The sequence below is a fragment of the Falsiroseomonas oryzae genome, assembly GCF_027856955.1.
In the GTDB taxonomy this organism is placed as follows: Bacteria; Pseudomonadota; Alphaproteobacteria; order Acetobacterales; family Acetobacteraceae; genus Falsiroseomonas; species Falsiroseomonas oryzae.
This window is the reverse complement of the sequence record NZ_JAPSMD010000365.1, coordinates 1-5,433: the sequence shown is the minus strand read 5'-3', so window position 1 is coordinate 5,433 and position 5,433 is coordinate 1. Positions and strand designations below refer to the sequence as shown.

Sequence of the window (5,433 nt, the reverse complement as noted above, 5' to 3'; positions counted from 1 at the left end):
CGCCCCCTGGCTCGCGCGAAGCGGGCTGCAGCGCGACGCGCGCGGCTTCATCCAGGTGGAGCCGACGCTGCAGGCCGTGGGCCGGCCGGAGGTCTTCGCCGCGGGCGACGTCGCCAGCCTGCTGCCGGCGTCGCTGCCGAAGGCCGGTGTCTTCGCGGTGCGCCAGGGGCCGGTGCTGGCGCGCAACCTACGCGCGGCGGCGGAGGGCCGCCCGCTGGAACGCTACGCGCCGCAGCGCGACTGGCTGCTGCTGCTCTCGCTCGGCGACGGGCGCGCGCTCGGCACGCGCAACGGGCTGGTCTTCGGGGGTCGCTGGGTATGGTGGTGGAAGGACCGGATCGACCGGCGCTTCATGGCGCGCTACGGGGCCGTGGCATGACTTGGCTGCAGGATCGGCGCCTGTGGATCGCGCTCGGCGTGGTCGCGCTGCTCGCCGCGCTGCGGCTCACGCCGGCCGGCGAGTTGCTCTCGCTGGAGACGCTGTCCCGCCACCGGGAGGCGCTGGCCGGTTTCGTCGCACGCAACGCCGTGCTGGCGGCGGCGGCCTATGTCGCGACCTACGTGGGTGTCGTCGCCTTCTCGCTGCCCGGCGCCACGGTGATGACGCTGGCCGGCGGCTTCCTGTTCGGCGCGGTGCTGGGCACCGCGCTGACGGTGGTGGCGGCGACCACCGGGGCGACGCTGGTCTTCCTCTTCGCCCGCCGGATCTTCGGCACCGATGCGCTGGAACGTCTCGGCCCGCGCGCCGCGCGGATCGCGGCGGGCATCCGGCGCGAGGCGGTGTCCTACCTGCTGGTGCTGCGCCTTGTGCCGCTGTTCCCCTTCGTGCTGGTGAACCTGGTGCCGGCCTTCTGCGGCGTGCGACTGCCGGTGTTCGTGCTGACCACGCTGTTCGGCATCCTGCCCGGCAGCGCCGTCTACACCCTGGCCGGCGCCGGGCTGGGCGAGGTGCTGGCGGCGGGCGGCGACTTCGCCATCGGGCGCGTGCTGACGCCGCAGATCCTGGGCGCGCTGCTCGGCCTGGCCGCACTGTCGCTCGCCGCCATCCCGCTGCGGCGGCGCTTCGCGCAGGGCTAGCCGAGCAGCTTCGCGAGCGCGAGAGAGAGCCCGACCGTCTCCACCGGCTGGTGCGGCATCAGCCCCGCCGGCCCGCCGCCGAGCGCCGCAATGGTCGCGCGCACGCCCGCCTCCACCGAGCAGATCACCGGCACCGGCACCCGCCCCTCCAGCCGCGCCGCGAAGCCGGCCAGGCCCGCGCCGCCCAGCACCACCGCCTCCGCCCCGTCCTGCTCCGCGCTGGCGCGGCAGGCCTCCGCGAGCAGTGCGACCGCGCCGTCCGGATCGCGCGCCATCTCGCCGCCGGAGGGCGCAACCGTGCGCACGCCGGCCAGGCGGTCGCCATGGCCGCGGGCGGCGAAGAATTCCTCCAGCATCGGCTTCCAGGCCGCCCCGCCCGTCACCACGCCGAAGCGGCGTGCGACGCGGCAGGTCGCCTCGGCCGAGGCATCGGCCAGGCCCAGCACGGGCACCGGCGCGACCTCCCGCAGGGCGTCCAGCCCCGGGTCGCCGAAGCAGCCCAGCAGCACCGCGTCGGCGCCCGCCCCATGCTCGGCATAGGCATCCAGCGCCGCATGCGCCGCGACGGCGCTGGCCGCGCGGGAGGCGATGTAGCGCGCGCCGAAGCGGCCGGTCGCTCCCTGGAACGTGACGCCCGGCGGCGCAAGTTCCTGCGCGATGGCGACCAGCCTGTCGGTGATCGCCGGGGTGGTGTTGGCATTGATCAGCAGCACGCGCATGGCGCGAAGCCTAGCGCAACGGCCCGCCCCGCGCAGCCACCCCGCCTTCACGCGGCGCCCCCCCGGTGCGACAAGGGTCGCCGCAACGGAAGGAGAGGCGGGATGCGCAACGAGGACGAGATCTGGCGCCTGGTGGACGCGAAGCGCCCCGAATTCGTGGCGCTGGCCGACCGCGTCTGGGGCATGCCCGAGCTCTGCTACGACGAGCACCGCTCCGCCGCCGAGCACCGCGCCATGCTGGAGCGCGAGGGGTTCCGCGTCACCACCGAGGTCGCTGGCATCCCTACTGCCCTGATGGGCGAGGCCGGCGAGGGCGGGCCGGTGATCGCGATCCTCGGCGAATACGACGCGCTGCCCGGCCTGAGCCAGGAAGCCGGCGTCGCCGAGCCGAAGCCGGTGCCGGGCGAGACGCGCGGCCATGGCTGCGGGCACAACCTGCTCGGCGCCGGCGCGATGCTGGCGGCGGCGGCGGTGAAGGACTGGCTGAAGGCGAACAACCTGCCCGGTCGCGTGCGCTACTACGGCTGCCCGGCCGAGGAGGGCGGCGCCGCCAAGGCCTTCATGGTGCGCGACGGCGCCTTCGACGACGTGGACATCGCCATCTCCTGGCATCCCGCCTGCTTCGCCGGCGTGGAGGAACCCAAGAGCCTGGCCAACACCCGCATCGATTTCACCTTCACCGGCCGCGCCTCCCACGCCGCCGCGGCGCCGCATCTCGGCCGGTCCGCGCTGGACGCGGTGGAGCTGATGAATGTCGGCGTGAACTACATGCGGGAACACATGCCCTCCGACGCGCGGGTGCACTACGCCTACCTTGATGCCGGCGGCATCGCGCCGAACGTGGTGCAGGCGCGCGCCAAGGTGCGCTACCTCATCCGCGCGCAGAACGTGGAGGAGCTGCGCCCGCTGGTGCAGCGCGTGCGCAAGATCGCCGACGGCGCCGCGCTGATGACGGAGACCACGGTGGAGACGCAGGTGGTCTCCGCCGTGGCGGACCTGCTGGGCAACGGCCCGCTGGAGGAGGCGATGCATGCCAGCCTCGCCCGCCTGGGCGCGCCCGAATGGACCGAGGAGGACCGCGCCTTTGCCGCGCGGATCCAGGCGACGCTGCGCGAGGAGGACATCGCGGCGGCCTATCGCCGACACGGCCTGCCGGTGGAATCCGGCAAGCCGCTGCACGATGCCATCGTGCCGCTGAGCCGCGAGGGATCGGGCATGGTCGGCTCCACCGATGTGGGCGACGTGTCCTGGAAGGTGCCGACGGTGCAGGCGCGTGGCGCGACCTGGGCGGTCGGCACGCCGGCGCATTCCTGGCAGGTGGTGGCGCAGGGCAAGTCGCCGCTGGCCCATACCGGCATGGTGCATGCGGCCAAGGCGATGGCCGGCACCGCGGTGGACGCGCTGCGCGACCCGTCGCTGATCGCGAAAGCCAAGGCCGAGCACCGCCAGCGCACCGGCGGCCGCTACGAGACGCTGCTGCCGGACGATGCGAAGCCGGCGCTGGGCATGTCGCTGGCGGGGTAGCCCGCGGTCGCGCCTACTGCATCGCCCCCGGGCCGGGCACCGCGCCCGGGGGGCACTTGCCCAGGATGATCATCCCCAGCGCCTCATCCTTGGTGATGTCGGCCACGCGCGCCGTGCCGACCAGGCGGCCGTTCTTCATCACGCTGATCCGGTCCGCAAGGTCGAAGACGTCGTGGATGTCGTGGCTGATCAGGAAGATCCCGATCCCCTGCTGCTTCAGCTGCAGCACCAGTTCCCCCACCTGCCGCGTCTCCGCCGGACCCAGCGCGGCGGTCGGCTCGTCCATGATGAGGATGCGCGCATCGAAGTGGATGGCGCGCGCGATCGCCACCGACTGCCGCTGCCCGCCGGACAATGCGCGAACCGGTTCCTTGAAGCGGCGGAAATGCGGGTTGAGCCGGCCCATCACCTGGCGCGTCGCGGCTTCCATGGCCGCGTCGTCCAGCGTGCCCCACCGCGTCAGCAGCTCGCGCCCCAGGAAGATGTTGGCCGCGGCGTCCAGATTGTCCGCCAGCGCCAGCGTCTGGTAGATCGTCTCGATGCCATAGCGCCGCGCGTCGCGGGGCGAGTGGATCTGCGCGGGCTCGCCGCGCACCAGGATCTCGCCCTCGTCGGCGCGGTAGGCACCCGACAGCACCTTGATCAGCGTGGACTTGCCCGCGCCGTTGTGGCCGAGCAGCCCGACGACCTCGCCGGGGTAGAGGTCCACGCTGGTGCCATCCACCGCCTTGATGCCGCCGAAGGACAGGTGGATGTCCCGCATCTCGACAAGCGGCGTGGCCGCGTTCATCGGATCCGCCTCCGATAGACGGTGTCGAGCCAGACGGCGAGCACCAGCACCAGCCCCACCACAATGTTCTGCATCGGCGCATCCACGCCCAGCAGCACCATGCCCGATTGCAACGACTGCATGACCAGCGCGCCGAGCATCGCGCCCGCGATGGTGCCCGCCCCGCCCGCCAGCGAGGTGCCGCCGATCACCGCCGCGGCGATCACGTAGAGCTCGTCCAGCGAGCCCGCCGCGTTCGTCGCCGCGTTCAGCCGCGCGGTGGCGATGCAGGCGGCCAGCCCGCACAGCGCGCCCATCAGCGCGAAGACCAGCATGATGGTGCGCTTCGTGTTGATGCCCGACAGCTCGGCCGCCTCCGGATTGCCCCCGATGGCGAAGACGGCGCGACCGAAGCGCGTGCGGGTGGCGAGCGCTGTGATCACCACGCCAACGCCGATCGCCAGCAGGACCGGGATCGCCAGGCCATGCGGGATGAAGGTGCCGGGCACCCAGGTGCCCCCCGCCTCCTCCACCATGCGGCGCGCAATGCCGGCGGGCAGCGGATAGGCGTTCGCGACGAGCACCGCGCCCAGCACCGCGGCCACCGCCAGCACCGCGACCGTCGCCTCGGCCCAGGCCGGGCGGACCGGGAAGCCGAAGCGGATGCGCCGGCGCCGTGCCATGGCCAGCGCCGCCAGGATGGCCGCGCAGGCTAGCAAGCCAACGATCCAGGAGGCGGTCGCGCCGATCGCGCCCTCGATCCCGCCGCCCAGCATGCGGAAGCGGCCATCCATCGGCGCGACCGTCTGCCCCTGCGTCACCCACCAGGCCGCGCCGCGCCACACCAGCAGCCCGCCCAGTGTCACGATGAAGGACGGGATCGCGAGCCAGGCGATCAGCGCGCCCTGCAGCATGCCGATGGCGCCGCCCACCAGCACGGCGCCGAGCACGGCGAGGATCCAGGTGGCCGGATGCTCCAATCCCAGCAGTTCCGGCAGCAGCCGCGCCTGCAGCACGCCGATGACCATGCCCGTCACGCCCAGGATCGCACCCACCGAAAGGTCGATGTTGCGGGTGACGATCACCAGCACCATGCCGCACGCCATCACCGCGATGGAGGCGGTCTGGACCGAGAGGTTCCACAGGTTGCGCGGCGTCAGGAAGGCACCGCCCGAGAGCAGGTCGAAGCCCAGCCATATCGCCAGCAGCGCGGCCAGCATGCCGGCCAGGCGCGGATCGACCTCCAGCGCACGCAGCGCGGCGCCGGAGGCCGCGCCGACCCCACGCGGCAGCGATTCGCCGCCGCGCGGTGCCGCGGCGCTCATCCGCAGGCCGGCAGCCGGC

The 5,433-nt window shown here is 73.4% G+C and carries 5 protein-coding genes and 1 pseudogene; 3 read left to right on the top strand and 3 right to left on the bottom strand.

The annotated features are described in order from the left end of the window. Together OZN99_RS24460 and OZN99_RS24455 are read left to right on the top strand one after the other, a co-directional pair. Nucleotides 1-379: pseudogene (locus tag OZN99_RS24460) on the top strand (FAD-dependent oxidoreductase); the annotation flags it as partial. Further along, nucleotides 376-1,077 carry a TVP38/TMEM64 family protein gene (locus OZN99_RS24455; protein ID WP_270937856.1) on the top strand — a complete coding sequence of 234 codons (702 nt, stop codon included), beginning with the start codon at nucleotides 376-378 and terminating at the stop codon, nucleotides 1,075-1,077. The pseudogene OZN99_RS24460 and the gene OZN99_RS24455, both read left to right, overlap by 4 nt. Here the strand turns inward: OZN99_RS24455 and OZN99_RS24450 are convergent. After that, complete coding sequence (locus OZN99_RS24450; protein WP_270937855.1) at nucleotides 1,074-1,796, bottom strand: aspartate/glutamate racemase family protein; 723 nt, start codon at nucleotides 1,794-1,796, stop codon at nucleotides 1,074-1,076. The genes OZN99_RS24455 and OZN99_RS24450 overlap by 4 nt on opposite strands. Before the next feature lie 102 nt (nucleotides 1,797-1,898). On the opposite strand from OZN99_RS24450, the gene OZN99_RS24445 reads away from it, so the two are divergent. Beyond that, nucleotides 1,899-3,320, top strand: a complete 1,422-nt coding sequence (locus OZN99_RS24445; protein ID WP_270937854.1) for a M20 family metallopeptidase — start codon at nucleotides 1,899-1,901, stop codon at nucleotides 3,318-3,320. A gap of 13 nt (nucleotides 3,321-3,333) precedes the next feature. On the opposite strand, the gene OZN99_RS24440 is transcribed toward OZN99_RS24445, so the two are convergent. Continuing rightward, entirely contained in the window at nucleotides 3,334-4,110 is a 777-nt protein-coding gene (locus OZN99_RS24440) for an ATP-binding cassette domain-containing protein (protein WP_270937853.1), read from the bottom strand. Next, a partial coding sequence (locus OZN99_RS24435) for a sugar ABC transporter permease (protein ID WP_408611928.1) occupies nucleotides 4,107-5,433 on the bottom strand: 1,327 nt, incomplete at its 5' end. The genes OZN99_RS24435 and OZN99_RS24440, both read right to left, overlap by 4 nt.